The organism is Allobosea sp. 10L417, assembly GCF_056395485.1.
The window spans coordinates 1-24,952 of record NZ_JBFTJP010000009.1; the positions used below are offsets into that span (position 1 = coordinate 1).

At 64.8% G+C, this 24,952-nt stretch carries 23 protein-coding genes; 9 read left to right on the top strand and 14 right to left on the bottom strand.

The annotated features are described in order from the left end of the window. Positions 1 to 48: 48 nt before the first annotated feature. The 3 genes from AC1DE3_RS20330 to AC1DE3_RS20340 are packed head-to-tail and all read left to right on the top strand — an operon-like array spanning position 49 to position 3,034. Positions 49 to 1,569 (top strand): amidohydrolase family protein, encoded by a 1,521-nt coding sequence (locus AC1DE3_RS20330; protein ID WP_476852771.1) that lies wholly within the window; start codon positions 49 to 51, stop codon positions 1,567 to 1,569. Then, positions 1,569 to 2,555: a CobW family GTP-binding protein gene (locus AC1DE3_RS20335; RefSeq protein WP_476778270.1), complete on the top strand. Its 987-nt coding sequence runs from the start codon at positions 1,569 to 1,571 to the stop codon at positions 2,553 to 2,555. Before AC1DE3_RS20330 ends, AC1DE3_RS20335 begins: the two co-directional genes overlap by 1 nt. Then, on the top strand, positions 2,552 to 3,034 hold the full coding sequence (locus tag AC1DE3_RS20340) for a GAF domain-containing protein (protein ID WP_476778269.1): 483 nt from the start codon (positions 2,552 to 2,554) through the stop codon (positions 3,032 to 3,034). The genes AC1DE3_RS20335 and AC1DE3_RS20340 overlap by 4 nt, the downstream gene beginning before the upstream one ends. Before the next feature lie 94 nt (positions 3,035 to 3,128). On the opposite strand, the gene AC1DE3_RS20345 is transcribed toward AC1DE3_RS20340, so the two are convergent. Beyond that, positions 3,129 to 3,371, bottom strand: coding sequence for a hypothetical protein (locus tag AC1DE3_RS20345; RefSeq protein ID WP_441513360.1), 243 nt, complete (start codon positions 3,369 to 3,371; stop codon positions 3,129 to 3,131). 57 nt (positions 3,372 to 3,428) lie between these two features. Here AC1DE3_RS20345 and AC1DE3_RS20350 point away from each other — a divergent pair, with 57 nt between their 5' ends. The 3 genes from AC1DE3_RS20350 (at position 3,429) to AC1DE3_RS20360 (ending at position 6,227) form a co-directional block, all read left to right on the top strand. Continuing rightward, positions 3,429 to 4,151 carry a haloacid dehalogenase type II gene (locus AC1DE3_RS20350; RefSeq protein WP_476778268.1) on the top strand — a complete coding sequence of 241 codons (723 nt, stop codon included), beginning with the start codon at positions 3,429 to 3,431 and terminating at the stop codon, positions 4,149 to 4,151. 22 nt (positions 4,152 to 4,173) lie between these two features. Next, the gene (locus AC1DE3_RS20355) at positions 4,174 to 4,662 is read left to right on the top strand and encodes an Lrp/AsnC family transcriptional regulator (RefSeq protein ID WP_476778267.1); all 489 of its coding nucleotides are present in this window, start codon (positions 4,174 to 4,176) and stop codon (positions 4,660 to 4,662) included. Between the two features lie 146 nt (positions 4,663 to 4,808). Further along, a complete protein-coding gene (locus tag AC1DE3_RS20360) occupies positions 4,809 to 6,227 on the top strand; it encodes an FAD-binding oxidoreductase (protein ID WP_476852700.1) in 1,419 nt (472 codons plus the stop codon). A gap of 221 nt (positions 6,228 to 6,448) precedes the next feature. On the opposite strand, the gene gabT is transcribed toward AC1DE3_RS20360, so the two are convergent. Genes gabT through AC1DE3_RS20375 form a run of 3 tightly spaced genes read right to left on the bottom strand, consistent with a single transcriptional unit; the run spans position 6,449 to position 9,319 of the window. After that, on the bottom strand, positions 6,449 to 7,753 hold the full coding sequence (gene gabT / locus AC1DE3_RS20365; RefSeq protein ID WP_476778265.1) for a 4-aminobutyrate--2-oxoglutarate transaminase: 1,305 nt from the start codon (positions 7,751 to 7,753) through the stop codon (positions 6,449 to 6,451). A gap of 36 nt (positions 7,754 to 7,789) precedes the next feature. Next, a complete protein-coding gene (locus AC1DE3_RS20370; protein ID WP_476852701.1) occupies positions 7,790 to 8,968 on the bottom strand; it encodes an NAD(P)/FAD-dependent oxidoreductase in 1,179 nt (392 codons plus the stop codon). 12 nt (positions 8,969 to 8,980) lie between these two features. After that, positions 8,981 to 9,319, bottom strand: coding sequence for a tRNA-binding protein (locus AC1DE3_RS20375; RefSeq protein ID WP_441513367.1), 339 nt, complete (start codon positions 9,317 to 9,319; stop codon positions 8,981 to 8,983). A gap of 163 nt (positions 9,320 to 9,482) precedes the next feature. On the opposite strand from AC1DE3_RS20375, the gene AC1DE3_RS20380 reads away from it, so the two are divergent. Continuing rightward, positions 9,483 to 10,940, top strand: coding sequence for an NAD-dependent succinate-semialdehyde dehydrogenase (locus tag AC1DE3_RS20380; RefSeq protein WP_476778263.1), 1,458 nt, complete (start codon positions 9,483 to 9,485; stop codon positions 10,938 to 10,940). A gap of 138 nt (positions 10,941 to 11,078) precedes the next feature. Here AC1DE3_RS20380 and AC1DE3_RS20385 read toward each other — a convergent pair whose 3' ends face one another. The 8 genes from AC1DE3_RS20385 to AC1DE3_RS20420 form a co-directional block, all read right to left on the bottom strand. Beyond that, positions 11,079 to 11,777 carry a hypothetical protein gene (locus AC1DE3_RS20385; protein WP_476778262.1) on the bottom strand — a complete coding sequence of 233 codons (699 nt, stop codon included), beginning with the start codon at positions 11,775 to 11,777 and terminating at the stop codon, positions 11,079 to 11,081. A gap of 296 nt (positions 11,778 to 12,073) precedes the next feature. Then, positions 12,074 to 13,210: a M24 family metallopeptidase gene (locus tag AC1DE3_RS20390; protein WP_476778261.1), complete on the bottom strand. Its 1,137-nt coding sequence runs from the start codon at positions 13,208 to 13,210 to the stop codon at positions 12,074 to 12,076. Then, a complete protein-coding gene (locus AC1DE3_RS20395) occupies positions 13,207 to 14,427 on the bottom strand; it encodes a M20 family metallopeptidase (RefSeq protein WP_476852702.1) in 1,221 nt (406 codons plus the stop codon). Before AC1DE3_RS20395 ends, AC1DE3_RS20390 begins: the two co-directional genes overlap by 4 nt. A gap of 17 nt (positions 14,428 to 14,444) precedes the next feature. Then, positions 14,445 to 16,064, bottom strand: a complete 1,620-nt coding sequence (locus AC1DE3_RS20400; protein ID WP_476852703.1) for a dipeptide ABC transporter ATP-binding protein — start codon at positions 16,062 to 16,064, stop codon at positions 14,445 to 14,447. 4 nt (positions 16,065 to 16,068) lie between these two features. Then, a complete protein-coding gene (locus AC1DE3_RS20405) occupies positions 16,069 to 16,893 on the bottom strand; it encodes an ABC transporter permease (RefSeq protein WP_476778258.1) in 825 nt (274 codons plus the stop codon). After that, positions 16,886 to 17,833, bottom strand: a complete 948-nt coding sequence (locus tag AC1DE3_RS20410; protein WP_476852704.1) for an ABC transporter permease — start codon at positions 17,831 to 17,833, stop codon at positions 16,886 to 16,888. The genes AC1DE3_RS20405 and AC1DE3_RS20410 overlap by 8 nt, the downstream gene beginning before the upstream one ends. 20 nt (positions 17,834 to 17,853) lie before the next feature. Further along, the gene (locus AC1DE3_RS20415) at positions 17,854 to 19,407 is read right to left on the bottom strand and encodes an ABC transporter substrate-binding protein (RefSeq protein ID WP_476778256.1); all 1,554 of its coding nucleotides are present in this window, start codon (positions 19,405 to 19,407) and stop codon (positions 17,854 to 17,856) included. Positions 19,408 to 19,418: 11 nt separating this feature from the next. Next, complete coding sequence (locus tag AC1DE3_RS20420) at positions 19,419 to 20,744, bottom strand: M20 family metallopeptidase (RefSeq protein ID WP_476852705.1); 1,326 nt, start codon at positions 20,742 to 20,744, stop codon at positions 19,419 to 19,421. A 135-nt stretch (positions 20,745 to 20,879) separates the two neighbouring features. On the opposite strand from AC1DE3_RS20420, the gene AC1DE3_RS20425 reads away from it, so the two are divergent. Further along, positions 20,880 to 21,692: a GntR family transcriptional regulator gene (locus AC1DE3_RS20425; RefSeq protein WP_476852706.1), complete on the top strand. Its 813-nt coding sequence runs from the start codon at positions 20,880 to 20,882 to the stop codon at positions 21,690 to 21,692. Positions 21,693 to 21,991: 299 nt separating this feature from the next. Further along, positions 21,992 to 22,660, top strand: a complete 669-nt coding sequence (gene trhA / locus AC1DE3_RS20430) for a PAQR family membrane homeostasis protein TrhA (RefSeq protein ID WP_476778762.1) — start codon at positions 21,992 to 21,994, stop codon at positions 22,658 to 22,660. A 237-nt stretch (positions 22,661 to 22,897) separates the two neighbouring features. Here trhA and AC1DE3_RS20435 read toward each other — a convergent pair whose 3' ends face one another. Next, on the bottom strand, positions 22,898 to 23,650 hold the full coding sequence (locus AC1DE3_RS20435) for an SDR family NAD(P)-dependent oxidoreductase (RefSeq protein WP_476778253.1): 753 nt from the start codon (positions 23,648 to 23,650) through the stop codon (positions 22,898 to 22,900). After that, positions 23,650 to 24,939, bottom strand: a complete 1,290-nt coding sequence (locus tag AC1DE3_RS20440; protein ID WP_476852707.1) for an ABC transporter substrate-binding protein — start codon at positions 24,937 to 24,939, stop codon at positions 23,650 to 23,652. Before AC1DE3_RS20440 ends, AC1DE3_RS20435 begins: the two co-directional genes overlap by 1 nt. Between the last annotated feature and the right edge of the window lie 13 nt (positions 24,940 to 24,952).

Consider the following 24,952-nt stretch of genomic DNA (forward strand, 5'->3'; position numbering starts at 1 on the left):
CGACCAGGTCGGCCGACTGCGCTTTCAACCAAGCCACCTTGCACCCAGCTGACCCCATCAAGTGCCGATGAGCACGCAGAGAACGCAGGCACCCAACGGCATCAACCGCTCAGGACCAAGCTGCCAGACCTTGACCCGTTAGAGAACGGAACCGGTGCCCCGCCCTGGGGCCCGGCCGACCTGATCGTCGAGAGCGGCCGCATCGTGATCCTGGCCAAGACCGGCAAGGCGAAGCTGCCCGAGGAAGCTCGCGCCGAGGATGTTCTGGACATCGACTGCTCCGGGAAGTTCCTCACGCCGGGCCTCATCGACTGCCATGCGCATATCGGTGCTCCGTTCCATGCGAAGAACGGACCGCAGCCGTCGGCCGATTACATCTACAAGCTCTGGCTCGGCCACGGGGTCACCACCGTCCGCGAGACCGGATGCTTCAACGGACTGTCCTGGACATTGCAGCAGAAGGCGGCGGCCGAGGAGCATCGGATCGACGCGCCGCGGATCATGGCCTACGCGCCGTTCCCGGCGACGACCGACTACGTCAAGAGCTTGCACACGCCGGAACAGGCGGCCGCCTGGGTTCGCGCCGTGAGGGCGGCCGGTGCCGACGGCGTCAAGTTCTTCGGGACGCCGCCCGCACTGATGAAGGCGGCGCTCGAAGAGTGTGCCCGGCACGACCTGCGGAGTTGCTGCCATCACGCACAGCTCGCCGTCGGCCGGATGAACCCGCTCCAGACGGCCGCTTGGGGTCTCAGCAGCACCGAGCACTCCTACGGTATCCCCGAGACGCTGCTCGAAAACCGGACGTTGCAAGCCTTTCCGCCGGACTACGATTACGGCGACGAATATCTGCGCTTTTCGGCGGCGGGCCAGACTTTTATGCAGGCCGCCCGTCCTGGTTCGCCGAAGTGGGAAACGGTGCTCGGGCGCTTCCTCGAAGCGCGTCACAGCTTCGTGCCGACCTTCAACGTCTACGATGCCAACCGCGACCTGATGCGCACGCGGCGGGCGGATTGGCACGAGCGCTTTACCGATCCGACGCTCTGGGCCTATTTCCAGCCCCAGCGCGGCGGGCACGGCGCCTATTGGTATCGCTGGTCGACGACGAACGAGATCGAGTGGCGGGAAACGTTCCGTCTCTGGATGCGCTTCGTCAACGACTACAAGAATCTCGGCGGGCGTATCGCCGTCGGCAGCGATTCCGGCTTCATGTTCCAGACCTACGGCTTCGGCTATGTCCGGGAGCTGGAGCTCTTGCAGGAGGCCGGGTTCACCCCGCTTGAGGTGCTGCGTTCCGCCACCGCCTGCGGCGCCGAGCTTCTGGGCATCGATCAGGATACCGGGACGCTCGAGATCGGCAAGCGCGCCGACATCCTGATCCACCGCAGCAATCCGCTGAACGATTTCAAGCTGCTCTACGGCACCGGCACGATGCGGCTGAACGACGCCACGAAGTCGGTCGATTGGGAGCGCAGCCTCGAGACCGTGATCAAGGGCGGCCTGCTCTATGACCCGGCCGAACTCCTCGTCGATGTCGAGGCGATGGTTGCGGCAGCCCGGCAGGGGGCGTGATGCACCGCCCTGCCCCAACGACGGAGCGGCCGGAGTTCATCGTGCTGACCGGCCCTTTGGGCTCCGGCAAGACGACGCTTCTCTCGGATCACCTCTCCTTCGCGGACACCTCCGACACCGGCGTCCTCGTCAACGATGCCGGCGAGGTCAATATCGACGGGGCGGTGATCAGTGCCGACCATCGAAATCTCGCTCTCGCCACGCTCGATGGCGGTTGCGTCTGCTGTTCCCTCGGCAATGATTTGCAGGAGGGGATCGATGCCTTGCTGCTGGCCTGGGCGGAGCGGCATCTGGCACCTCCGCGGCGGATCATTCTCGAAACGAGCGGCCTCTCCGAACCCGCGCCGATCATCCGCTCCCTGCGCGCGATCCGGCAAGTCGCGTTCGATGTCCGCATCATCGCCACCTTCGACGCCTCGGCCCCATTCGTCGGCGACAACTTCCTTCCGCACTATGCATCGCAGCTCGCGGCCGCGCAGACGATCGTGATGACCAAGCTGGATCGGCTTTCCCAGCGGGAATGGAACCGCTGCGCCACCGAAGCTCAAGGCTTCAATCCCCTGGCGGCGCAGGTCCTGACGGATCAGCCTCGCGAGCGGGCGCTTTTGGCGTTCTCGGCGCAGGGCGATCGATCTGTCCCCGGGACAGCTCGTTTCTCTGCGATCGCTGCCACGGCCTCGCGCATCACGGTAGCCTTCGCGGAATGGAAGCCGGATGCCTCCTGGAGCTCGATCTCCGAATGGATCGAGAATCTGGCCGGATTCTTCGGAACCCGCCTCCTGCGCTTGAAGGGCCTCGTCAGGCCCGAGGGCCATCCGGATCCCATGCTCATCAATGGCGTCGGCGATGCGTTCTCCCCTCCCCGTCGGATGCGGGTGAAGGACGATGTCTGCCTCGGCCTGATGCTGATCCTGCGCGATGTCACAGCCGGCGATCTTATCCAGCCCTTCGGTGGCGAGAACCAGCCGACGGTGAGGGTTCGATGATCGCGCACGACGACATCCGGGCCTTTCTCGCCGTGTTGACGAAAGCGACGAGCGAGAAGGCTATCTTTTCCGCCCTGGAAGAGCATTCCGCAGGACTTCACGCTCATCTGCTCTTCACCTGCCTGCGCTTCGACTACGACGACATGGTCATGTCGCGTCTTTACTCGAACCGGGAGGACGTCAGCCCGACCGGCGGCTCGAAACCGCTGCCGAGCAGCCGATGGGCCGATCGGCTCATCCTGGAAGGCAGAAGCTATGTCGGCCGGAGCCGGCAGGACCTCAAGGACGTCTTCTTCGACCACGAGGCGCTGTGGGCGATCGGTTGCGAGAGCGTGATGAACATCCCGGTGCGCTGGCTGGATCGAACGGTTGGCTCGATCAATATTCTCGGCAGAGCGGCGCAGTTCGAGGAAGAAACGGCATCGCGATTTTCGGTCTACGCGCAATTGGCGGTGCCCCTCTTCCTCAAGACGGTCTGACCGGGATGCGTTCATTTCCAGCCCAAACCCGTTGCGATTACCCCGATGAGGCCGGACCAGCACATCGTGCTGCGTTGCCGCGGCGTCTCGCTCGTCAGTGGGAGAAGCACGCCGCCGGCCGGGCCAAGCAGTTGCAGCGGCTTATAAATTCGAGTTCCGCAGCGCCCTGCCCCGAGTGCACGCGAGCGGCAGATGCCGCTGTTTCACCGGTCGCATTCAGCAAGAGCTGCGGATTGCGCTTGCAGGTTTTCTCGCTGTTGCGGCGGAACACGCGGCACATTGAGGACAGACAGGAGATGCCGACCGGGGCTGCTGGCAAGACTTCATCGATCGCCATGCGGCCGCCCTCAGGCGCCGACCATCGTTTCGTTCCCTCAAAGACAGGACAAGACCTATGAAACTCACAGACTTCAAAGCGCTCACCTTCGACTGCTATGGAACGCTGATCGACTGGGAAACGGGCATGTTCGAGGGACTCAAGCCACTCACCAGCCGGCTCGCGACGCCCCTCACGCGCGATCAGGTGCTGGAAGCGCACGCCCGCCACGAGTCGTCGCAGCAGTTGCAGACGCCGGCGAAGACTTATCGCGACCTCCTGCCGATCGTTTACAAGCGACTGGCCGAGGAATGGGGTGTCGCCGTGACATGGGACGAGTGCGTGGCCTATGGCCAGTCGGTCAAGAACTGGCCGGCATTCACCGACTCCGCCGGCGCCCTCCAATACCTCAAGCGGCACTACAAGCTCGTGATTCTGTCTAACGTCGACAATGAGAGCTTCGCCGCCAGCAACGCGAAGCTCCAGGTCGAATTCGACGCGATCTACACGGCCGAGGATATCGGCTCCTACAAGCCGTCCGATCGCAACTTCGACTACATGCTCAAGAAGCTGGAGACGCTCGGTATCCAGAAGCACGAGGTCCTGCACACTGCCGAAAGCATGTTCCACGACCACGGACCGGCGAACAAGCACGGCCTGGCATCCTGCTGGATCTATCGCCGCTACGACCAGGATGGGTTCGGCGCGACGATGCACCCGGGCGACATGCCCAAGTATGATTTCCGCTTCAACAGCATGGCCGATCTCGCGAAGGCGCATCAGGAAGCGCTTCGCGGCTGATCACGAGGGGAGAGACGCGGGAATGGCGGGCGCACCGAGACTTGATCGCATCGACATCAACATCCTCGCGCAGCTCCAGCAGAACGCCAGGTTGACCAATGTCGACCTGGCGGACGCGGTGGGGCTATCCCCGAGTCCGTGCCTTGCCAGGCTGCGACGTCTGGAGGAAGCGGGCTATGTCGTCAGCTACAATGCCCGCATCCAGCTGTCGAAGCTCGTCGACCACATAACCGTCTTCACCGAAGTGACGCTCAACGATCATCGCCGCGAGGACTTCATCAAGTTCGAGGTCGAGATCAAGCGCTATGAGGCCCTTCAGGAGTGCCATCTGGTGAGCGGTGGGTACGATTATCTTCTGAAATTCGTGACCAAGAATGTAGCCCGTTACCAGGAACTCATGGAGGGCATCCTGGAGCGCAACATCGGCGTGGAGAAGTACTTCAGCTACATCGTGATCAAGACGATCCTCGATAAGGAGCACGTCCCGGTGAAGTACATTCTCGACCAATAGGCCCGCCGGTCCGCTGCGGATCATTTCAGACAGGCTGTCTCGCAGGGACCCCATCGCTTCGGGGAATACAACTCGGTGCCGCCCACGTTGCTCGCTCGTTCCTAGCCTGTCCTTCGAACCGCAACCTCAGGAAGAACGCTGCCCCCATGGATGCCATCGCTCGGGTGCTTTCCAAACTACCGCAAGACATCGTGACCTGCGACCAGGACATCATTGCCGCCTACACGACCGATTTCCGGAAGTTGTATTCCGGCAGTACCCGGGCATTGCTGCGGCCACGGGATACCGCGGAAGTCCAGGCGATCGTCCGGGCCTGCGCGGAGGAGCACGTTCCGCTCGTCCCCCAAGGCGGCAACACGAGCTACTGCACCGCGGCCACGCCAAGTCGCAGCGGCGACGAGCTCGTCGTCAGCCTCGAGCGCATGCACCGGGTGCGCGACCTCGACCCCGGCAACCTTTCCGTCACGGTGGATGCAGGAATCATCCTTAGCGAGCTTCAGCGCGCCGCCGACGATGCTGGCCTGTTGCTCCCACTCTCGCTCGGCTCGCAGCAGTCCTGCCGGATCGGCGGCAACCTGTCGACGAATGCCGGCGGCGTTTCGGTTCTGCGTTATGGCATGGCCCGGGACCTGGTTCTCGGGCTTGAAGTCGTGCTCCCCGATGGCGCGCTCTACAGCGAGCTCAGCCCGCTGCGAAAGAACAACTCGGGTTACGACGTGAAGCAGCTCTTCATCGGCGCGGAGGGCACGCTCGGCATCATCACAGGCGCTTCGCTCAAACTGACGAGGAAACCGCAGCAGACGATAACCGCGTTCCTCGCGATCAAGCATATCGAAGATCTGGCCGGGATTCTCGATGCCGCCCAGCGCGAAACAGGCGAAGCGATCACCTCCTTCGAATATGTCTCGGAGACGTCGTTGCAGCTCCTGCTGGCGTCACGGCCTGACTTTCGTCGCCCGCTCGCGAACCCAGCCGATCACTACGTCCTGATGGAGGCTTCGACGTCGTCGTCGGTGCTCAACCTCGAGGAGGCGAGCACCCAACTGCTCGCAGAATTGATGGAAAGCGGCCTTGTCAGCGATGGAGCCATCGCCGCAAGCGGACAGCAGGCCGCGGACTTCTGGCAATTGCGGGAAAATATCCCGGAGGCCGAAGTCCATCACGGAGGCTCGGTCAAACATGACGTTGCCGTTCGCACGTCCCGTCTCGCGGCGTTTATTCAGGCAGCTTCGAAAATCGTGAACGAGAACCGTCCCGGGGCCATCCTCTCCGTGTACGGCCACGTCGGTGACGGGAACGTCCATTTCAACGTCGTCGCGCCGCAGGGCATTTCCGCGCCTGAATTCAAGGCGCGGTTCGAGGAGCAGGTATCGCCGAAGATCTACGAGCTCGCTTTCGACATGGGCGGGACCTTCAGTGCCGAATACGGAATCGGACGCGTGAAGCTCGACCTGCTCGCCCGTTTCGGGGCTGCGTCGAAGGTCGACATCATGCGCCTCGTCAAGCAGGCACTGGATCCGCAGAAACTGATGAACCCTGGAAAAGTGATACCGAATGTCGACTGAGGCCTGGTGCGGTCTCGCAGACAAGTTCGCGCTCGCACCCAGGCTTGCATCGGAGGCCGGCCGTAGGTGTGGCGTGCTCTCCAGCACAATTTGAGGTGCCACCATCTCAGCGGCCGCGCTCGATATACCTGCCTCAGACCCCCTGTGAAATTCCACGAGGCGCTGAAACGTCTTTTCTGGCCCCCGGTGAACGCGAAGCTCACCGGGGTAGCATGATTGCCTTAAGCCGCCTTGGCCGCCTCCGTGCCAGCCAGCACCTCACCGAGGATGTGCATCGCCTCGTCGAGATCCGCGTCAGAAATGACGATCGGAGCGAGGAAGCGGACGATATTGCGGTGAACGCCGCACTTGATCACCAGCAGGCCCCGTTCGCGTGCGCGTTCCATGACCTGATGGGCCCGGTCCGCGTCCGGCGCCTTGGTCTCGGCGTCGGTCACGAATTCGAGCGCGCGCATGAAGCCGAGGCCACGCACCACGCCGATATCGGGATGCTTCGCCTTGAGCGCATCGAGGGCAGCCGACAGCTTCCCGCCGAGAACCCCGGCGCGCTCGACGAGACCGTCCTGCTCGAAGGCGTCGAGCACAGACAGCGCCGCAGCGCAGGCGACTGCGTTGCCGCCATAGGTTCCGCCGAGGCCTCCCGGAGCCGGCGCATCCATGATCTCCGCCTTGCCGACGACGCCTGAGATCGGGAAGCCGCCGGCCAGACTCTTGGCGACCGTAACGAGATCCGGCTGGATGCCGGAATGCTCGAAGCCGAAGAGCTTCCCGGTCCGGCCGAAGCCCGTCTGGATCTCATCGGAGATCAGCACGATGCCGTGGCGTTGGGTGATCTCCCGAAGCGCCTTCATGAACGCGGCGGGAGCCTCGAGGAATCCGCCATCGCCCTGGACGGGCTCGATGATGATCGCAGCGACGCGATCCGGCGCGATTTCGGTGGCGAACACCTCTTCCAGGGCCGCGATCGCATCCTGCGAGGATACGCCGCGATAGCTGTCCGGGTAGGCCGTATGGTAGATTTCGCCTGCGAAGGGGCCGAAGTTCTGCTTGTATGGCTGGGCAAAGCCGGTGAGCGTCACTCCAAGCAAAGTGCGGCCGTGGAAGCCGCCGCGGAAGGAGATGATGCCCGGACGATTGGTGTAGCCGCGGGCGATCTTCACTGCATTCTCGACCGCCTCCGCGCCGGTGGTGAGGAAGACGCTCTTGTACGGGGCCCCCTTGCCGACGAGCTTGTTGAGACGTTCGGCCAGAGCGATGTAGGGCTCATAGGCCGCAACCTGGAAAGCAGTATGCGTGACGCGCTTGAGCTGCTCCTGGACGGCGGCCACAACGCGCGGATGGTTGTGCCCGACATTGATGACGCCGATGCCGCCGACGAAGTCGAGATAGCGCCGACCGGTCTTGTCCCAGAGATACCCGCCCTCCGCACGATCGATGACGATGGGATGGGCGGTCAGAATGCCGCGCGGAATGTTGTCGGCGCGCGCCGCCAGAAGCTGTTCGGAAGTTCGCTGATCGACAGGCATGGGTTTTCCTTTCCGTTGGAACGAAGCGCGTTTTCGTCAGGCGAAGTCTTCCAGCGTGCCGACGACCGGCACTCCGGCGTCGGGATCAACAACGCAGGCACGCCCCGGCGAGACATTCTCGGCGGTGATGCCAAGCGCCGCGAGGTCGGCTGGAATCGAGGTGTCCAGCGCGAAGCTCGCGGCGAGGCGCGCGGCAGCCGCGCCAGCCATCACGCCATTGCCGCCCTGCCCGGCCAGCCAGATGAAACCGGGCTGCTCCGGGTCTCGCCCGATGACCGGTTCATGATCCGGAGCAAAGGTCCGCAGACCGCCCCATTTGTGGACGACGGTCCTCACCTCCATCGTCGTGCAGCGATGGATCCGGTCGATCGCCACGGCGACTTCCAACTCGTCAGCCTGTGCATCGCAGGGAGCGGACGGTGCCATGTCGACGGGCGACACCATGATCCGGCCCGCTTCGGGCTTGAAATAGAAGGTCTCGGCGACGTCGAAGGTCATCGGCCAGCTTTGGATCGTGCTGCCTGCCGGCGGATCGAAGACAACGGCGGTTCTGCGGAAGGGCACGACGTTCCGGAAGGATAGGCCGGCGAGCTCGGCGATCTCCTGGACCCAGCCGCCGGCGGCATTGACCACCACCGGAGCCTCGAAGCGGCCCCGACGGCTTGAGGCCCGCCATGTCTCCCCCGCGTGCTGAAGCGACTGAACCCTCGCGTCGGGGACGAATGTCCCGCCGTTCTTCCGGAGCGCCCTCAAATAGCCCATGAGGAGAGCGTTGGTGTCGATATCCTTGCAGTCGGGCTCGTAAAGCGCCGATACGAATTCACTGTCTCGGACGACCGGGCAGAACCTCAGAGCCTCCTTGGCCGTGGTCATTTCGATCGTCGCGCCGCGTCGGAGCATTTCGTCGGCCTGGCACTGAAGCTGCGCTTGCTCTCCATCTCGGGCGAGGAAGAGCGCGCCGCGGGGCGTGACCAGCGGAACGTCGGTGAAGCCATCCGGAGGCGTCTCCAGAAAGGCTCGCGACGCCGTCACGAGCCTGCTCCACAAGGCCGGACCGTAATTCTCGGACATCACGGCGGCCGACCGGCCCGTAGAGTGGTAGCCGGCAGAGGCTTCCATCTCCAGCACGACGACCTTGCCGTGGCGGCTCAGCTCGTAGCCGACCGAAGCACCGGCGATGCCTCCGCCAATGACGATGAAATCCGCGGTTTCCATGATTTCGGTCCCTCAGAAGACCTGCTCGCCCAGTCCGACCTCGTTGGTCGGCGACAGCAGCTTCACATTGCCGGCGGCGTCGCGCGCGCCGAGGATCAGGATTTCCGATTGGAAGCCGGCGATGTTCCGAGGCGGCATATTGATGACGCAGGACACCAGGCGGCCCACGAGCTCGTCGGCGGCATAGCTGGTGATCTGGGCGCTCGACCATTTCTTGCCGAACTCTGCGAAATCGACCTCGACCTTGTAGGAGGGATTTCGGGCACGCTCGAACGGCAATACCTGCACGATGCGGCCGATCCGAATGTCGATCTTCGAAAAATCCTCGTAGACGATCTGATCCTTGGTCATTTTCCAGCCCCGCATATTCGCCTTACAGAAAGCACTGCCTGCCTGGCTGGATCGGCAAGAAGTGAAGCCGCATTCGCGCTTTGCGATCGATCTCGATGCTCCTTTCAGCAGATCGTGCCGTGGTTCGCGAAGCATGATGCCGACAACCCGTCGGAGGTCTGGCATGACGATCGCTACCCAGTTGAAAGATCCCTCGCTCTTCAGCGAGCTCTGCTACGTCGATGGAGAATGGGTGGGAGCGAACGACGCCTCGACCTTTGCCGTCGACAATCCCGCGAGCGGGGCGATCATCGGCAACGTTCCTCGGTGCGGAGCATCGGAGACGGAGGCAGCCATCGCGGCCGCAGAGCGCGCCTTCCACTCCTGGAAGACGCGGACCGCCGCCGACAGGGCGCACCTCCTGGAGCGCTGGTACGGCCTCATGATGGAGCACAGCGAAGATCTCGCGCGCATCATGACGCTCGAGCAGGGCAAGCCGCTGGCCGAGGCGCGCGGAGAGATCGTCTACGGCGCCTCCTTCGTGAAGTGGTTCGCCGAAGAGGCGCGTCGCGTTTACGGCGAGACCATTCCTGCCGCGACCACCGACGGCCGCATCATCGTCCAGAAGCATCCGATCGGCGTGGTCGCCGCGATCACGCCCTGGAACTTCCCGAACGCGATGATCACGCGGAAGGCGGCGCCCGCCCTTGCGGCCGGCTGCACCATCGTGATCAAGCCCGCCGAAGCCACGCCCTTCTCGGCACTCGCACTCGGCGTGCTCGCCGAGCGTGCGGGGATTCCGAAGGGGGTGATCAACATCCTGACGGGCCAGCCCGGCGAGATCGGCGGCGCCCTGACGCGCAGCCCGCTCGTGCGGAAGCTGACCTTCACCGGCTCGACCCGCGTGGGCAAGATCCTGATGGAGCAATGCGCTGCCACGGTGAAGCGCGTTGGCCTGGAGCTGGGTGGAAACGCTCCGTTCGTGATCTTCGATGACGCCGATCTCGATGCCGCCATCGCGGGTGTCATGGCCAGCAAGTTCCGCAATGGCGGCCAGACCTGCGTTTGTGCCAACCGCATCTTCGTCCAGGACGGCATCTACGACGCCTTCGCGGAAAAGCTGGCAGCCGCGGCAGCCAATCTCGTCCTCGGCGACGGCCTGGCGGACGGCACCACGATCGGCCCCATGATCAACCGGGTAGCTATCGACAAGATCCAGCAGCACGTCGACGATGCTACCGCGCGCGGAGCCTCGCTCGTCCTCGGTGGCAAGGTCCGTTCCGGGCTGTTCTACGAGCCGACGGTGCTGAAGGGAGCCACCGTGGAGATGAAGATCGCCAGCGAGGAGACCTTCGGCCCGGTGGCTCCGCTGTTCCGCTTCTCCGAGGAAGCCGAGGTCATCACCCAGGCGAACGACACGCCGTTCGGCTTGGCGTCATATCTCTATACCCGGGACATATCCCGAGCATTCCGGGTGGCGGAGGCTTTGGAATTCGGAATGGTCGGCATCAACGCCGGGTCGGTTTCGACAACGACCGCTCCCTTTGGCGGCATCAAGGAGTCCGGTCTCGGTCGCGAAGGGTCTCACCACGGCATCGAAGAGTTCCTGGAAATGAAAACGCTTCATCTCGGTGGCATCTAGGACATCCAACCATGGAGCAGTGCATTCTTCCCCCCGAAATCGAGGATGCGCCGAAGCTGACAGCTAAACGCCAGCCTCGCGGAGGCAGTCGTTCCAGGTTTCAATCCGCAGGAACCAACGGGATCCCGCGAAAGCATGCTAAAGTGCTTGGATCTCAATGACGTCAGGCGCAGGCCGAAATCTCTGCAGTCTGATGCAGGCCACTGGCAGCCCAGCTTCCTCGATCATCAGCCGCCCGAGGCCAACCTTGTCGTCTGGCGCCTGCCGGTACCAGCTTTCCAGCCGATCAACATGCGCCGTGATACCGATCGCCTCAGCCATTTTCTCTGCATCGCGCCTGACTGCCGAGCTGGGCAGAACGACGCGAAGAATGAGCAAATGCCTCGATAGATCAAAAGATCCGTCATCGGAGCTGGGCACACCTTTGAGAACCTCGGAGTAAAGTGCTTCCCAAAACTCCTCGGCGCCCGGGAGAACGAGCTCGAACGGAATCATCGTCAAATGCTCGAGGTCGTTGTCGAGCGCCTCGACCTGATGCCGTTGCCTTACCGGCAACGCTTCGGTGGAAGCGAACTGCCAAACCCGATCGACCAGGTAGCGTTCCAGGTGACGCAATTCATGGGCTTCAATTCGATGGTCGAGGTCGCCACTGACTACGACATGAGCGGTTCGGGAGTTGGGATCGACCTTGGCAAAGGAGCGGTTCCAGAGATCGAAGAACCCCGCTTCGCTGGGCGCGGGGCGACGTATTCTGACGAGGTAGCCTGATTGCTCCTCGATATCTTTTGCGAGAATTCGGGCTTCTTGGCTTACTCTAAGACTGGAATCGATCCGCATCCGCTATCCCTGTCGCGCTCCCCACCGCACCGGAGGCATTGATAGGGCCGAAGCAACAGATGGTCGAGCCGGCCAGCGTGTGCCCTCTATCGCCTCGATCCGAGCCAGCGCCTAATCAGCCACCGATGGGCGTTGGCCACCAGCCCAAGCGATCATTGGAGCGATCGAGATGTCTCCGGGCTCCTCGCGCCAACCCCTGGCATTGGATTATCGCCAGAAAGCGGACACTCATCTCCCGCGGCGTATCGCTACAGAGGCCAGGTCCATGAAGTCGTTCGTTGCGTTATCTCGACGAGTTACCGCCAGTTGGCCGAAAGCAGCATGCGCGGCGCCTGCGTCAGGCGTCGCGCGCCCTCCATTTCCACAACGACGCTTTCGCTGAAGCCCAGCCCGCCCGCAGACACATACATATGGAAGACCATGCCCTCCTCCAGCCGCCAATCGGAGCTCGGCAGGAAAACGCGGGAAAAATCGCTTGGCCGCGGAGTTCGGCCGTAGAGACCCAGCGTATAGCCGCTCACGTTGTCATAGGCTGGCCGCAGGCCCTCGGCGAGAACAGCCTTTCGGAGGATGGCATCGACATCGCGCGCGACAGCGCCTGGCTTCATGGCCGCGAGCTGCCGGTCCTGCAGGGCGACGAGGCGTTCGGCGAGCGACGCAAGCCCGCGGCGATCCTCGCCGATCAGGACCGGCCGCATCAGGCGTGCGCCGTAATTGCGGACCTTCGGGATCAGCTCGACGTGAAGGATGTCGCCATCTCGCAGCGGCTGCGCCGTCATGACGCCATGCAGGAACTCATGGTCGCCGATCCCGGGCACGATGGGGCCGGTTTCGCCGGTGTCGGCCCCGTTCTCGAGGAAACAAGCCGCAGCGATCGCGGCCGCTGCACGCGGCGAGAGCCCCGGCCTCGCCTGAGCGGCAATGGCCGCCATGGCCTTGTCGGCGATGCAGCCGGCGTCTCCGATCAGGCAGATCTCCAGCGGCGATTTCACGGCCCTGAGCAGATCGCTTGCCGCAGGCAGGTCGATGAAGCGCACCTCCGGCAGCAGGGCGCCCAGCTTGTCGCGCGTCGCGGCGGTAAAGCCGTAGGAGCTGTGATCGGCCCCGATACGGGCGCCCGCCAAGCCGCGGCGGCGCAGCTCATCGGCCATGATCGCATGGGGCTCGGCCGTATCGGCATAGCCGACGATGTCGGAGAACCAGCAGGCGGCGCGGCAAGGCCCGGCATCGAGCTCGCGCAGCACGAACCAGGGCTCGCCCTCGCGCGGCAGGAAGGCCGCGCGATACATCGTCTCGGAGACGGTGTAGCCCGTCAGCCATGCCAGGAATTCGGCATGATCGACGAGCATGATGTCCACGCCGGCCTGCGCCATCGCGGCGCGGGCCCTAGCGACCCGTCCCGCGAATTCCTCACGCGGAAAGGGCGGGCTCACGCGACCTCGCAGATATCCAGGATCGTCAGCATGTAGATGCGGATCATGTCGAGGAAATCGCGGATCTCGACGCGCTCGTCGGGCATGGTGTTGTAGCGCCCGCCCGGTCCGCAGACGATGCCTTCCATCCCGGCCTCGGCATAGAGATGGCCGGCATCGGTGCCGAAGAAGCCGGGCGGCTTGATCGCGCCGGTCGGCTGCTTTTCGCCGCGCACGGCCTCGTAAGCCGCGTTGACGGTCTTCACGATGCGGGCATCCTTGGCGACCTCGAAGGCCGGCATCGACTGATGCCCTTCCTTCTTCTCAATGCGGATCGTCGTCTTCAACCCTGGAAAGCGCTGCTCCAGCGCGGCGAGCTCGCGTTTCATGTCGGCGAGCGCGCCTTCCTGGGTCTGGCCGGGCGCATAGCGGCCGGAGCCCTTGAGCTTGCAGTAATCCGCCACCTGCGGCGCGCGCCACTCGTGCAGCTCCTTGCCGAGGGCGCCATGGACGACGCCGACATGGACGCGGTTGATCGATTCATGCTCGGGCGACGGCGCGCCCGAGAAGGTCATCGCATTGAGGCGCGGGACGAGATCGCAGGCCGCCATGATCGCGTCGACCGCCTGCTCGCGCTTGGAGAGGTGGCGGGTGTTGCCGGTGAGTTCGATGACGAAGGAGAAGGCGCAGGCATGCATCGTCACGGCCTGCAGGTCGGTCGGTTCGCTGTTGACGAAATAGTCGGCGCGGATGCCGTTGCGGATCGCCGCGACGGTGCCGACACCGCCCTGCAATTCGCCGACGACGAAGGTCAGGATCACGTCGCCCTTCAGCTTCACTCCGGCATTGATCAGCGTCTTGACCGCGCAGTAATAGGCGGCGTCGCCCGCCTTCATATTGGAGACGCCGATTCCGTAGATGAATTCATCGTCGATGACGCCACCCCACGGGTCGGCCGTCCAGCCTTCGGTCGCCGGGTTGGTATCGAGATGGCCGTTGAACAGCAGGCTTTTGCCCCCGCCCTGCCCCGTCCAGCGGCCGATGGCATTGGCGCGTCGACCCTCGTCGAAGGATTGCGCCTCCGCCTCTATGCCCATCGCCTTCATCTGATCGACGACATGGTAGACGAGCGCCTTCTCGCCTTCGGTCTCGGAATAGCTCTTCTGCTTCACCCAGTCCGAGAGCAGCGCGAGGCAGGCCTTCTCGTCGAGCGAATGGATCAGGTCGCGGGGGTTCATGCGTGTGGCCTCTGATGTCAGGCGGCAGCCGTGGCCGGGGCGGGCACGGCTTCGAGCAGCGATTGGGTGTAGGGATGGAGGGGGCCGGTCGAGAGCGCGGCGATATCGACGAGATCGACGAGGTCGCCGCGATACATCACCGCGATCCGGTGGGCGATCTGGCGCACCAGATTGAGATCATGGGTGATGAAGAGATAGGCGGTGCCGAAGCGCTTCTGCAGATCGACGAGAAGCTCGACCACCGAGGCCTGAACGGAGACGTCGAGCGCTGACGTGATCTCGTCGCAGATCACGAGCTTCGGCTTCGAGGCGAAGGCCCGCGCGATGGCGACGCGCTGCTTCTCGCCGCCGGAAAGCTGGTGCGGGTAGCGCTCGGCATAGGATGCCGGCAGCCTGACCTGTTCCAGCAATTCGCCGATGGCAGCAGTGTCCCTGCGGGCGCCCGGCTCGCCATAGAGCGCGAGCGGCCGGGACAGGATCTCGCGGATGCGCTGCCGCGGATTGAGCGAGGAATCCGGGTGCTGGAAGATGATCTGGACGTCGCGGCGATAGGTCCGGTCCATGTCGGACAGCCCGGTGATCCGTCGCCCGGCGAAGCGGATCTCACCCTCGAAGCGGTTGAGCCCCGTCATCGCCTTCGCCAGCGTCGACTTGCCCGAGCCGGATTCGCCGACGATGCCGAGGATTTCTCCGGGCATCACCGACAGGCTGACCTCGCGATTGCCGGTGAACTGCGTGTTCGCCCGGCCGAGCAGCCCGCCAAGGAAAGGCTTGCGGCCATAGAGCACGCTGACCTTCTCGACCTCGACCAGCGGTTTGCCGGTCTCCGGTCCCTGCGTCTCGACCAGCCTGTGGTCCGGCCGCGGCACTGCGGCCAGAAGCCTCCGGGTGTAGCTGTCCTGCGGCCGGGCGAAGACATCGCCGACAGCGCCCTGCTCGACGATCCTGCCGCGATGGATCACCGCGACCTTGGTCGCGATCTGCGAGACCAGAGCGAGGTCGTGCGAGATATAGAGCGAGGCGACTCCGGTCTCTTCCTGCAGTTCCTTGAAAAGATCGAGGATCTGACGGGCGGTGATGACGTCGAGCGCCGTCGTCGGCTCGTCGAAGATGATGCATTCCGGCTGGCAGGCGAAGGCGGTGGCGATGACGACGCGCTGCTTCTCACCACCCGAGGCCTCATGCGGGTAGCGCCGCATCATCTGCTTGGGCATTTTCAGCCCGACATGAGCGAGGCGCTCCTCGCCCTCGGCCCAGGCCTGCTTCCGGGTCAGGCCGCGATGGCGCACCAACACCTCGGCAAGCTGCTCGCCGAGCGGCAGCGTCGGGTTGAGCGAGGTGCTCGGATCCTGGAAGACCATGCCGATGCGCTTGCCCCGGATCGCGTCGATCTCGGCTTCGGACGCCTTCAGCAGGTCCTGCCCGGTCAATCGGATGCCGCCCGCCTCGCGCGCAGTCGCGGGCAGGTAACGCATGATCGCCCAGGCGAGCGAGGTCTTGCCGGAGCCGGATTCGCCGACGAGGCCCAGCACCTCGCCCTTGGCGACCTGGAGGTTGACATCGTCGAGGGCTCGCATGAAGCCGGTCGGCGTCGCGTAGTCGAGGCTGAAGCCGGCGATGTCGAGGATCGTGCTCATCGCGTCAGGTCCTCGGGTTCAGCGCGTCGCGCAGGCCGTCGCCGAGCAGGTTGAAGCCGATCGCGACCAGCGCGATGGCGAGGCTCGGCCACAGGATCATCCAGGCGCTGAGATGCATGAAGCGGCGGGCCTCGGCGACCATCAGCCCCCATTCGGAAGCCGGCGGCTGCGCGCCCAGCCCGAGGAAGGAGAGCGTCGCGAACAGCATCACCGCGAAGGCGACGCGGATCGTCATCTCGACGATGATCGGCGCCACCACGTTCGGCAGCATCTCGCGCCCGACGATGAAGGCTGCGCTCTCGCCGCGCGCGATCGCAGCGTTGACGTAATCCTGCTTGCGCACGGCGAGCGCGACCGAGCGCGTCACCCGCGCCATGCCCGGCGCGAAGGCGAGCGCGATGGCGAGCAGCGCGTTGAGGCTGCTCTTGCCGAGCAGGTTCACGATCAGGAGCGCCAGCAACAGGCTGGGGATCGACATGATCGCGTCGACGGTGCGCATGATCGCCTCGTCGCTGCGCCCGCCCAAGAAGGCCGAGACCGTGCCGATCACGGCTCCGACCAGCGTTCCGAGCACGGTAGCCAGCACGGCCAGGACGACGGTGGCGCGTGCGCCGTGCAGCAGGCGGCTCAGGATGTCGCGCCCATACTGGTCGGTGCCCAGCCAGAACTGCGCGCTCGGCGGTTTGTAGCGCATCAGCGGCGCCATCTTCTCGGGATCGTAAGGGGCGAACCACGGCCCGACGATCACGACGAGCAGGATCAGCCCGACGATGACGAGGCCGAGAGCGCCTTGCGGCGAGCGCAGCATGCGCTTGAGGATCTCAATCATACTGGATCCTCCGGTCGAGCCAGGCATAGGCGATGTCGGCGAGGAAATTCGCGACGGCATAGGTCGTCGCCATGATCAGCGCGCCCGCCTGGATCGAGGGCAGGTCGCGCGCCTGGATCGCGACGATGAGCTGGCGCCCGATGCCAGGCAGGGCGAAGATCTCCTCGACGACGATGACGCCGCCAAGCAGGTAGCCGACATCGAGCGCGACGATGGTGATGGTCGGCAGCAGCGCGTTGCGCAGCGCATGCTTGAACAGCACCTGCCGCTTCGACAGCCCCTTGAGGCGCGCGGCGCGGATATAGTCGGAGTGCAAGACGTCGACGAGTTCGGAACGCACCATGCGCGAGACATGGGCGATCAGGATCATCGACACCGTCAGCACGGGCAGGACGAGGTGCTTGAGGCCTCGCAGCGGATCTTCCGTCAGCGGGACATAGCCCGTCGCCGGCAGCCATTGCAGCCAGTCGGCCAGGATGAGCACCATCAGCGTCGCCGTGACGAATTCCGGCAAGGAGACGCCGATATAGGAAAGGAAGCTGACGCCGAGATCGGCCGCCCTGCCGCGCCTGACAGCCGCGACGATGCCGAGCGGGATCGCGACCGCCAGCATCAGCAGGATCGAGAACAGCGCGAGCAGCAGCGAGCGGCCAAGCGCCTCGATCATCGCGGGCGCGACCGGCTGACCGGTGCGCATCGAGATGCCGAAATCGCCACGGACCACGCCGCCGAGCCAGTGCAGATACTGCATCCAGATGGGGTCGTTCAGCCCCATCTTGAGGCGCAGCGCCGCCAGCGCATCCGGCGTCGCGTTCTCGCCCAGCATCATGACGGCGGCATCCGCCGGCAGGATCTGGGTGATCGCGAAGACGATCAGCGACACCACCAGAAGCGTGTAGCCGATCAGCAGGATGCGCTTGAGGATATAGGCCGGCGACACGCCGCTGCCCTCGCCTGCGCTCAGCCGCGCTTCGGCGCGTTGGCGCCGAGCGAGACATGGTCGAGCCGGAACACTGCGCCGCGCGGATGGAGCTGATAGCCCTCGACCCAGTCGCGCTGCCCGCCGAGCAGGTCGAAGAAGGCCGGGATGATCGAGGGCACCTCGTCATACATCAGCTTCTGCGCCTCGGCGTAGAGCGCGCGGCGCTTGGCCTCGTCGACGGTCGCGCGCGCCTCGAAGATCAGCTTGTCGAAGGCGGCATTGTTCCAACGCGTCTCGTTCCAGGCGGCGTTGGAGGTGTAGAGCAGCGAGAAGATGGCGTCGGCCGTCGCCTGCATGTTGTAGAAGCCGACATAGAACGAGCCCTTCTTCCAGACCTGGTCGAGATAGGTCGCATGCGGCATGGTCTCGACCTTGATGTCGAAGCCGGCGGGTTTGGCCATCTCGCGCAGGGCCACTGCAAGCTGGGTGCGCTGGCCCGGTCGGTCGGAGGCGATCAGCGTTGCCTCGAGCCCCTTCGGATAGCCGGCCTCGGTGAGCAGCGCCTTGGCCTTGGCGATGTCGGCTTTCTTGGCTGGCAGGTCGGCATAGAAGCGATAGGCCGGGTTGAGCGGCGTGTCGTTGCCGGCCGAGCCGAAGCCCTCGGTGACGAAATCGACCATGGCGGCGCGGTCGACGGTGAGCGCCAGGGCCTGGCGCACGCGCACATCGTTGAAGGGCTTCTGGTCGCAGCCGAAATTGACGTTGCAGAACTGGCCCGAGGGCACGCGCAGCGCCTTGACGCCATTCGCCTTTTGTAGCCGGCCGAACTCGGTCGGTGGGGTCGTGCTGATCAGGTCGGTATCACCCGCGATCAGAGCTGAGGCCTCGGCGCTGACATCCGGGAAGACGACGACCTCGATCTTGTCGAGATAGGGCCTCGCCTTGTCGTAGTAGGCGTCGTTGCGGGTGACGACGATCTGCCGCTCCGGCTCGAAGGAGACGAGCTTGAACGGACCGGTGCCAATCGCCTGACGGTCGAGCTTCTCCAGCCCGCCCTTGATGACGGCCGCCGGCACGATCTTGGCGTTGGTATAGGCCAGCGTCACCGGCAAATCGGCGAAGGGCGCCGAGAGATTGAAGACGACGGTCGCATCGTCCTTCGCCGAAACCTTGGCGATCGGGCCGACATTCTGGCGCGCCGGCGAGGCGGTCTTGGCATCGAGGATCGCCTCGAAGGTCGCGACGACATCGGCCGCCGCGCAGGGCGAGCCGTCATGGAAGGTCAGGCCCTTGCGCAGGACGAAGGTCCATTCGGTCAGGTCGGCGGAGTTGGTCCAGGACTCGGCGAGATCGGGCTCGGCGCTCATATCGACCTTGAGCCGGGTCAGGCCGGAATAGAGCAGTTCGGCGACGAGATATTCCGGGTTCACGCGGGTGACGAGCGGGTTGAGCTTGGCGACCGCCTGGTCGACGCTGACGCGCAGCGTGCCGCCGCGGCGCGGCGTCTGCGCGAAGGCCGGGATGCCGCTCATGGCGAGGCCGCTGAGAGCGGCGGAGGCGGCGAGGAAATCGCGGCGATGGATGCTCGGCATGGGACGCTCCTTCAGCTCTGTGACGTGGGCAGATCGGGGTTGATGTCTGGCCTGAAATCGGCGGCGAGATAGGCGAGCACGGCCTTGGCCAGCGCGACAATGTCGGGCACGGTCGTGTACTCACCGGGCGAATGGATGTTGCGGTCGGGCCGGCCGAGCCCGCCGAGCAGGACCTCGCTTCGGCCGGTAGCTCGCTGGACCCAACCGAAATCGGAGCAACTCGCAGCTCCCCATTTGCGGAACTCTCCCGGCGCATAGCCGAAGCCCTCGCCCATGGCCGTCTGCCAGCGCGGCCAATGCGGCCCGGCGGGGTCCGCAGTCGGCATGAGATGGCCCACCAGAGCCGTCTCGACCGTCAGCTCCGGCACAGCGGCAGCGCAACGGCGGATCACATCCTCGATCTCGGCCAGCGCATCCTCGAAGCGTTCCTCGGGGGCGTAGCGTCGGTTGATGGTCAGTTCGAGCAGCGCGGGAACCTGCCCGCCGGCCGTGCCGCCCCGGATCGCGGCGAGGTTGAGCTGGGCGGCAAGCGGCGGCTTGCCCGGCGGCGGCGGCAAGGCCGAGACGCGGGTCGCGACCCTGGCCTTCAGCGCCGCCAGCGCATTGAGCAGCGGCAACGCGGCCTCGATCGCATTGAGGCCGCCACCCCGACGATTACCCTCGCCAGCATGGACGGTTTGGCCGTGAATGCGGACGAGCAGGTTGAACAGGCCAAAGCAACCGGCCCAGACCCGGGCCTCGGCGCTGCCGTTGAAGTTGAGGATGTGCCCCGGAACCCGGCCCTGCTCGGCGAGATAGCGAATGCCGGGATAGAGGCCACCCTCCTCGTCCGTGCAGAACAGCAGCACTGGATCATAAGCCAGTTCGACCCCGCAGGCTTTGGCCGCCCGCAGAGCCAGCAGGATCGCGGCGATGGAGCCCTTCATATCGGCCGCGCCGAGGCCGATCAGGCGCTCGTCATCGCGTTCCATCCGCAGCGGGTCGGTTTCCCAGCCTGCCGCGGCGGGCACCGTATCGACATGGAAGTAGAGGCCGCAGGCTGGCCGCCCGCTCGCGCGGCTGGCGATCAGGTTCGTGCGTGCTCCGGCGGCGGGGCCGTGCGGGAGATGCCAAAGCGCCTCGGGAACCGCGACGCGCTCGCTCTCAAAGCCGAGCGGAGCGACGAGCTCCTCCAACAGCCCCGCAAAATCGTCATAGCCGAGGCCCGGCGGGAAGGAGGTATCGACTGCGATCATCCGGTCGAGCTCGGCGACCGCGCCGTCGACATGACCGGCAATCCAGCCGCCGGCCTGCGCCAGCACGGTTTCCTGATATCGAGGCGAGGAAGCTTCCGACATCGCTCAGCCCGCAAAGGCCGCGCTTGTCCGGCGCCGGCCCGATCTGCGATGGAGCACTTGAACTGCCGCAACTGGCAACACCATTTGCGGACCTCCTTCTTTCATATAAACTATATAGAAATAGGACAGACTGGCATGCCCCCTGTCAATGCCAAAAAAGCGTCGAGCGCTGCCGCCGGAACAGGCAATGGCGCCGGCGCGTCCGCGCCGGTCCTGCCGAATTTCGGCGCCGGCGAGGCGGCGCCGCTCTATGAGCGCGTGAAGCGGCATATGTCGGAGGCCATCCTGGTCGGCGAGTGGCCGCCCGGCATGGTGCTGCCCAGCGAAACGGCTTTGGCCCAGGGCTTCGGCATCGCCGTCGGCACGGTGCGCCGGGCGATGAGCGATCTCGTCGCGGAGGGCTTGCTCTCGCGCCGCCGCAAGACCGGCACCGTCGTAACCGGGCGGACACCGCATCACAGCTTGCGCTTCTTCTTCCAGTATTTCCGCTTGCACCGTGCCGATGGCAGCCTGGTGAAATCCACCAGCCAGTTCCTGAGCGTCACGGCGCGACCGGCCACGGCGGAAGAGATCGAGCGCCTGCAGATTACCGCGGGTGGCATCGTCGCCATCCATCGCATCAGGCATGCCGACGGCCGCCCCGTCATGCACGACAAGCTGCTGCTCGCCGAGGAAAGGGTGCCGGACCTGCCGCGCGAGCCGGAGGCGCTCCCGGCCTTGCTCTACCTGCATCTCCTGGAGCAATACGGCATTCGTATCTCGGCCGTCCGCGAGCAAATCACGGCCGATCTCGCGAGCGATGAGGACATGGCGCTACTCGACCTGCCTGAGCGTCAGGCCGTCCTCACGATCGACGAGGTCGCGTACGATCAGGCCGGCGTTCCCACAATCCTCGGATGGCACCGTGCGACGACCGCCTCACATGCCTATATGAATGAAGTCCGGTAAGAACGCGCCAGGTGTGGACGGTTCTCCTTTGGCAAGGGCTATTGAGCGTTCTGTAGGGCTGGTCGGTGCGGGCATGTGTCGACGGTCGGCTTCGCGGGGCAGCCGCCCTCTACGGCACGCTACGACGTGGATTTCTAGGCCGAGCGCCTCGCCCGGGCGAAACGGCTCACCTTCGCTCTAGACCGCGGGGACGCATCCATTGAAGCGGCGGCAGGTATCAGCGGCACCGGTTTCGACATCGGAATGACATAGATGCTCGGTACCCGGCGAAGCCAAACCAAGCCGCCAGCACGTTAGGAATTGCTGTGAATGTTCCCGTAACAGGGCGCTTCGTCTTCAGGCGTGCCGAGCTTTGGGCTGACGGCGTGATCCATGCCCTGGGCGTTACCTTAGGGCTGGCTGCCGTCGCAGCTTTGATCGTTCAGGTCGCGAACAGTGCTCCGTTGTTCGATTTGATCCCCGTATCAATCTACAGTGCGGCCCTTCTGACGGTTCTCATCGTCTCGGCAACCTACAACATGTGGCCGATCTCGCCCCGCAAGTGGCTCATCAGGCGCTTCGACCATTCGGCGATCTACGTCCTCATCGCCGGCACCTACACGCCATTCCTGATGAAGCTGAGCGGGAGCATTTTCGCCCAGGCTCTCCTGATAATCGTATGGCTCGCGGCGGCGACCGGCGTCGTCATTAAGGTCGCTTTGCCGGGTCGATTTGATCGCCTGTCGATAGCGCTCTATCTCCTGATCGGGTGGAGCGGTCTTCTGATCTGGGAAAGCGTCAGCCTCCTTCCAGCGACTACCGTATGGCTGATCGTTGCAGGCGGTCTTCTGTATTCGATTGGTGTCGTTTTCCACGTCTGGCATAGCCTGCCGTTCCAGAATGCGATCTGGCACGGCTTCGTTCTTATTGCTTCCGGCTGTTTCTATGGGGCTGTGTTTCGGGCGTATGCGATAGCGCCGACGGCGTGAGCCATGGCCGCCATCGGCAACCGCTCGGCCTCACCTCTCCATTTCCACGATTTGGCTGAGCTCTTCAGGCGTAAGCTCTAGAGGCCCAGCCTCCAGATAGCCGGGTCGCTTAAACTGCGATGCCGTGATTGGCAGACGAGTGGCGCTGCGGGCCAACACCGGGAGTTGGATCGGTGCCGAAAAGCGGTCGTTAGCAGATATCCAGATGGGAGCTCGGCAAGAAGGTCGTGGCGGCTGTCACAGTTGCAGGCCGCCATCCACCGCGATCTCGGCGCCGTTGATATAGCCACCCTCGGGCGAACAGAGCAGCAGGGCGATCCCCGCGCAGTCCTCCGGCTTGCCGAGTCTGCCAAGGGGAATGCGGGCGAGCACCTGCTCCTTCCGCCCGGGCTGGGCGAGGACGGCGCGGTTGCGGTCGGTCAGGATCGCGCCGGGCTTGACGATATTGAAGGTAACGCCCGGCGCCTGCGTCGTGCGGGCGAGGTTCAGGATCATGTTGGTCTGCGCGGCCTTGGTGGCCGCATAATAGAAATGCGTCGGATTGGGGCGCGCCTCCTGCACGGAGCCGATCGCGATCACCCGGCCGAAGCCGCGTGCGAGCATGGCGGGCAGGAAGGCCTGTAGCAGCCGCACCGTGGCGTGGAGATTAATCTCAGTCTGGGCGCTCATCGCCGCTTCCGAGACCGCGTCCCAGGTCTCCAGCATTTCGACGGAGGCACAGAGCACGAGGATATCGGGCTCGGTCCCCCGCGCCTTCAGCTCATTCGCCATGGCTGGCGGGACTGCGGGCCCCGCGAGGTCGGCAATCAGGGGCGAGGCCAGGAGGTTTCGCGCCCGCAGGTCGGCCACCGCAGCGTCGGCGGCGCCGGCATCCCGGTCATGGATGATCGCATGGGCGCCGGCCTCGGCGAGCCGCGTCGCGATCGCAAGGCCGATGCCGCGTGCCGCGCCGGTGACAAGCGCGACGCGGTCTGAAAGCGCTCCAGCCATCAGCCGAGCAACGGCTTCACGCGCGCGGTGGCATCATCCATCGCCTGCTGCGCCGGCTTGCGGCCGAGCACGGCGGCCTGCGTTTCCTCGATGAAGATGTCGTGGGCGCGGGCCTGCTCGTCGAAGGCTGGCAGATGGATGCGCGAGGCCTTGAGCGCGGCGGCCTCGTCGGGGGCATAGGGCATCGCCGCCTTCAGCTTCTCGTCGGCATAGGTCGAGATGCGCACCGGGCCGTTGCCGTTCAGCGCCATGGCGGTCGTGCCGGTTTTCGAGGAGAGCGCGCGGATGAACTCCCAGCTCAATGGCTTCTGCTTGGCGCTCTTCGGGATCACCAGCGACCAGAACTCGACCGTCGGCGCGTATGCGACCTTGCCGGCGAGGTCGGCGGCCATTGGCGGCAGCAGCGACTTGAAGCGGCCGCCATATTTGCCCTTCGACGGGTCGTTATAGGTGACGAGGCGGGCGAAGGGATTGATCGTCATCGCCGCCCTGCCCTGCTGCATCCAGGTGGTGATCTCCTCGTTGTTCACCGTCGCGAAATTCCGCGGCAGCACGCCGGCCTTGTAGAAATCGGCGAGCAGGGTGAGCGCCTTCACCATCGGCGGCTCGGCCGCGACGATCTTGCCGTCTGATGTCATGTAATCGCCGCCGAGGGAGCGGGCGAGCGTCAGGAAGTTCGAAGCGAATACGGCGGTGAAGGCGAGGCCATAGACCTGCGTGCCATCCTCGCGCTTGAAGGTGAGCTTGCGGGCAAGCTCGGTCAGCTCCTCGAATGTCGTCGGCAGCTTGGTGACGCCGCGCTCTTCCAGCAGGGCCTCGTTATAGATCAGGGCATTGGTCGCGTGGCGGACGGGGATGCCGTGCAGGGCTTCGCCGACCTTGAGCGGGGCGAGCAGGCCCGGAGCGAAATCATCGAAAGCCTCGATCGGCGCCTGCTTCATCAAGCTGTCGAGCGGCTCGAAGAGCTGGAGATTGCGCTGCACAGCGCGTCCGTTGACGAGATAGGCGACGTCGATCGAGGTCTCCGACAGCGAGGCCTCGCGCAGCAGCCGCTCATGCACGGCGTTGACGTCGCCGAAGGTGACCCAGTTCACATCGGCTCCAGCAGCCTTGCGGAAGCTTTCGGTCGCGTCGCCGCCGGGCCCGGTCGTCGCGGCGGTCTGGTGGACGCGGTGGCCGAGCGCCGTCAGCGTCTTCGCCTGGGCGAGGACGCCTTTCGGTATAAGGGCGGCGGTCGCGGCGGCACTGGCAAGCGCACCGAATCTGCGGCGCGAGATGCTGGATGTCATCGATTGTCCTCCC

What these genes read in the sequence shown, in the direction of transcription:
- AC1DE3_RS20335 (WP_476778270.1), top strand. Translation starts at nt 1,569, where the DNA reads ATGCACCGCCCTGCCCCAACGACGGAGCGGCCGGAGTTCATCGTGCTG.
- AC1DE3_RS20340 (WP_476778269.1), top strand. Translation starts at nt 2,552, where the DNA reads ATGATCGCGCACGACGACATCCGGGCCTTTCTCGCCGTGTTGACGAAA.
- AC1DE3_RS20345 (WP_441513360.1), bottom strand. Translation starts at nt 3,371, where the DNA reads ATGGCGATCGATGAAGTCTTGCCAGCAGCCCCGGTCGGCATCTCCTGT.
- AC1DE3_RS20350 (WP_476778268.1), top strand. Translation starts at nt 3,429, where the DNA reads ATGAAACTCACAGACTTCAAAGCGCTCACCTTCGACTGCTATGGAACG.
- AC1DE3_RS20355 (WP_476778267.1), top strand. Translation starts at nt 4,174, where the DNA reads ATGGCGGGCGCACCGAGACTTGATCGCATCGACATCAACATCCTCGCG.
- AC1DE3_RS20360 (WP_476852700.1), top strand. Translation starts at nt 4,809, where the DNA reads ATGGATGCCATCGCTCGGGTGCTTTCCAAACTACCGCAAGACATCGTG.
- gabT (WP_476778265.1), bottom strand. Translation starts at nt 7,753, where the DNA reads ATGCCTGTCGATCAGCGAACTTCCGAACAGCTTCTGGCGGCGCGCGCC.
- AC1DE3_RS20370 (WP_476852701.1), bottom strand. Translation starts at nt 8,968, where the DNA reads ATGGAAACCGCGGATTTCATCGTCATTGGCGGAGGCATCGCCGGTGCT.
- AC1DE3_RS20375 (WP_441513367.1), bottom strand. Translation starts at nt 9,319, where the DNA reads ATGACCAAGGATCAGATCGTCTACGAGGATTTTTCGAAGATCGACATT.
- AC1DE3_RS20380 (WP_476778263.1), top strand. Translation starts at nt 9,483, where the DNA reads ATGACGATCGCTACCCAGTTGAAAGATCCCTCGCTCTTCAGCGAGCTC.
- AC1DE3_RS20385 (WP_476778262.1), bottom strand. Translation starts at nt 11,777, where the DNA reads ATGCGGATCGATTCCAGTCTTAGAGTAAGCCAAGAAGCCCGAATTCTC.
- AC1DE3_RS20395 (WP_476852702.1), bottom strand. Translation starts at nt 14,427, where the DNA reads ATGAACCCCCGCGACCTGATCCATTCGCTCGACGAGAAGGCCTGCCTC.
- AC1DE3_RS20400 (WP_476852703.1), bottom strand. Translation starts at nt 16,064, where the DNA reads ATGAGCACGATCCTCGACATCGCCGGCTTCAGCCTCGACTACGCGACG.
- AC1DE3_RS20405 (WP_476778258.1), bottom strand. Translation starts at nt 16,893, where the DNA reads ATGATTGAGATCCTCAAGCGCATGCTGCGCTCGCCGCAAGGCGCTCTC.
- AC1DE3_RS20415 (WP_476778256.1), bottom strand. Translation starts at nt 19,407, where the DNA reads ATGCCGAGCATCCATCGCCGCGATTTCCTCGCCGCCTCCGCCGCTCTC.
- AC1DE3_RS20420 (WP_476852705.1), bottom strand. Translation starts at nt 20,744, where the DNA reads ATGTCGGAAGCTTCCTCGCCTCGATATCAGGAAACCGTGCTGGCGCAG.
- AC1DE3_RS20425 (WP_476852706.1), top strand. Translation starts at nt 20,880, where the DNA reads ATGCCCCCTGTCAATGCCAAAAAAGCGTCGAGCGCTGCCGCCGGAACA.
- AC1DE3_RS20435 (WP_476778253.1), bottom strand. Translation starts at nt 23,650, where the DNA reads ATGGCTGGAGCGCTTTCAGACCGCGTCGCGCTTGTCACCGGCGCGGCA.
- AC1DE3_RS20440 (WP_476852707.1), bottom strand. Translation starts at nt 24,939, where the DNA reads ATGACATCCAGCATCTCGCGCCGCAGATTCGGTGCGCTTGCCAGTGCC.